The sequence below is a fragment of the Moorena sp. SIO4G3 genome, assembly GCF_010692305.1.
GTDB lineage: Bacteria > Cyanobacteriota > Cyanobacteriia > Cyanobacteriales > Coleofasciculaceae > Moorena > Moorena producens_A.
Genome location: NZ_JAAHIG010000612.1, coordinates 1 through 3,146, shown reverse-complemented (window position 1 = coordinate 3,146; position 3,146 = coordinate 1). Strand labels below are relative to the sequence as shown.

Genomic DNA, 3,146 nt, shown 5'->3' with positions numbered 1-3,146 from the left:
GCTCATGGTTTGAAGTTACCGTAAGATAGTGGAGCCTTATTAACAAATATTTAACCCTTTTCTGCATAACCTGCTAACTATAAAGGCTCCACAATAAACAGGTTTCGTCTCCGGGGGGAACCCCCAAGACCGCACTGCCTCCCCAAGACCGCGCTGCATCGCTAATCATAAAGTTTTAACCAAAGGTGCGCTTTCCTTGTCTTGATGCAGTCGCTCATGGGGGGAACCCCCAAGACCGCGCTGCATCGCTAGGCGAATTAAATTCGCCACGGGTCGCACCTCTTTTATGCATAACCGACCAACCATAAAGGCTCCACTATCAATTGGTTTCGTCTCTAGGAAGGATAGCCCGGTGATGTAGTGAAACGCTTGGCACCAATCAGGAACACTTTGGATTCGGCAAAGCCGACGCGGGGCGCGTTCAGGGAAGCGAGCTATCAAGCTTCTAAGTAATTCTGATTGGTTCATTCCTATTCGCTCAGCTTCTTGCTCTAGCTTTTTTTTTTAATATTCGGTTAACCAAATTGTCATCTTTATTGTTTTAATTATGACTTGCCATTTTACTAGCTGTATAGTAAGATAGTAACAGGTCGATAAACAGTGAAACAATTGTTATGAGAGCAGCATACCAGTACCGGTTAAGATTGACAAAAAAGCAAGCTATTGAGATGGATCGATGGCTGGAAATGCTGAGATTCCAATACAATTACTTGTTAGCCGATCGCTTTAGATGGTATGAGGAAAATCGCTGCTCTATTAATGCCTGTCCACTTGTTTGTCATTTACCAGATCTAAGAGATAATCCAAATTATTTTTCTCAGAAGCGAACTCTACCTAAATTAAAAAAGGATAGACCGTGGTACGCCGATATCCACGCTCATGTACTACAGGATTGTGTTAAGCGAGTAGCTCTAGCTTTTAAGAAGTACCTAAAAGGGGATTTTAAGGGGAAAAAAAGTGGTAGACCTCGGTTTAAAGGTAAAGGGCGGTATCGTTCCCTAACTTTCCCGTCTCTAGGTAAAGACCCTATAAAAGGCAGCCTTTTGAAGTTGCCTAAATTTGGATGGGTTAAAATGATTTACCACAGGTCAATCCCTGAAGGTTTTAAAATAAAGACCGCTACTATCACTAAGAAGGCTGACGGTTACTATGTGACCTTGTCCATTCAGGATGACACTGTTCCCCAGACTATTCCAGTATATGAAGTGTCTAATCCTGTGGGTATTGACATGGGCTTGAAGTCATTTTTGATCAAGTCTGATGCTTCAGAGGTGGAGATTCCTCAGTATTACCGGAAAGCCCAAAAACGGCTCAAAAAAATCCAGAAAGCTGTTAGCCGATCCAAAAAAGGGAGTGCCAACAGAAAAAAAGCTGTAGTTAAGCTGGGTAAAGCTCACAAAAAAGTAGCAGATACCAGGAAAGATTTTCATTTTAAGACAGCGAAAAATCTGTTAGACAATCACGACCTAGTTGCTCATGAGAAGTTAAACATCAAAGGTCTAGCTAGGACTAGGATGGCTAAATCACTTCTTGACGCTGGATGGGGGCAATTCTTATCGATATTATCAGTCAAAGCCTTAAATGCTGGGCTGTTAACGGTAGCAGTTAATCCTAAGAACACTAGCCAGAACTGTTCTAATTGCGGAAAGAAAGTACCAAAAAAACTAAAAGACCGCATTCATTCCTGTCCTAACTGTGGGTATACAGCGGACAGAGATGTTAATGCGGCTAAAAATATCCTAAATTTGGCGGTGGGGCATCCCGTCAGCAATAAAGCTGTGTGATTCGTTGGTTATAAACCTCATCCATAAAGGATTTGGGGGACTAACCACAAGGTCAGAACCTTGATAACTTGATAACCATGTTGGTGAAATACCAACCCTCGTGAAATCCGAGTGACAGCCCTACCCCTATCCACTGAGAAGTAACGAACTCTAGGATAAAGCGGGGTCGAACAGCGAAGCACTGTTAGCCCAAGATGGTGTTAGTAGCAGGCAAAGAACTCATGAGTACCAAAAGGAAGATACGCTGAACCATCGTAATGCGGACGTAGCGAAACAAGGCTGATACGCTACAGACAAATAGTCAAAGGAACACACAGGATTATAAGATTAGCTTTTCTTATAATGATTTCCCTAAATTCCCGGTGGAAAGTATCACTCTAAAAGTTCAAAAGAATGGTTATCAGGAACGAAGTAACTCCCATAGGTGCTCTCAGAGAGGTCGGTCTCTGAGTAGGTAGTTAGCCGCATGGCCTAAGGGAAAGAGATTGAGTCAGAAGCCAATGCCTAGAGTAATATCCAGGATACGCTGACAGACTCACGTGACAGGAAAAGATATAGCTATGAGTAGCAATGAAAAAGTCTAAAACTCGGGGGTTCGCCCCACAGTCGGAATGGAATCAGGTCGATTGGCGAAAGCTAGAAAGAACTGTATTCAAGTTGCAAAAACGGATATATCGAGCCTCGAGCCGTGGTGATGTTCGCGTGGTAAGAAAGTTGCAGAAGACTCTGATGAAGTCCTGGTCAGGAAAAATGCTAGCGGTAAGGAAGGTAACCCAACAAAACAAGGGCAAAAGGACTGCCGGAATAGATGGGAGAAAAGCTTTGAAAGATAAGCAGCGCCTAATCTTAGTAGCCAGCCTTAAAATTTACAAAAAACCTCAACCAACCCTCAGAGTCTGGATTGAAAAACCAGGTCGTAAGGAAAAGCGTCCTTTGGGGATACCAACCATATACGACCGAGCACTTCAAGCACTTGCCAAACAATCCTTAGAACCTGAATGGGAAGCACGCTTTGAACCAAACTCATACGGATTCAGACCAGGAAGGTCATGTCACGATGCTATCGAAGCAATATTCACTAATATCGCCCAAATGCCCAAATGGGTATTGGACGCAGATATCTCTAAATGTTTCGACAGAATCAACCATGATGCACTTCTCACAAAACTAAATACCTACCCATCCATGAAGCGATTAATCAAAGGATGGTTGAAAGCAGGAGTAATGGATGATGGAACATTCTCCCCTACAAATGAGGGTACCCCCCAAGGTGGAATAATATCACCACTTCTGGCGAACATAGCCCTCCACGGAATGGAAGAACGAATTAATAAATATCTTTGATGAGCTTGGGCCTATGTT

Annotated in this window: 2 protein-coding genes and 1 pseudogene; 2 read left to right on the top strand and 1 reads right to left on the bottom strand. The window is 43.1% G+C overall.

The features are described from left to right. Positions 1 to 165: 165 nt before the first annotated feature. A complete protein-coding gene (locus F6J99_RS43630) occupies positions 166 to 468 on the bottom strand; it encodes a hypothetical protein (protein WP_293123345.1) in 303 nt (100 codons plus the stop codon). A gap of 146 nt (positions 469 to 614) precedes the next feature. Here F6J99_RS43630 and F6J99_RS43625 point away from each other — a divergent pair, with 146 nt between their 5' ends. Both F6J99_RS43625 and F6J99_RS43620 read left to right on the top strand, forming a co-directional pair. Continuing rightward, entirely contained in the window at positions 615 to 1,784 is a 1,170-nt protein-coding gene (locus F6J99_RS43625; RefSeq protein ID WP_293123342.1) for a transposase, read from the top strand. Positions 1,785 to 2,354: 570 nt separating this feature from the next. Then, positions 2,355 to 3,119: pseudogene (locus F6J99_RS43620) on the top strand (reverse transcriptase N-terminal domain-containing protein); the annotation flags it as partial. Positions 3,120 to 3,146 lie beyond the last annotated feature (27 nt).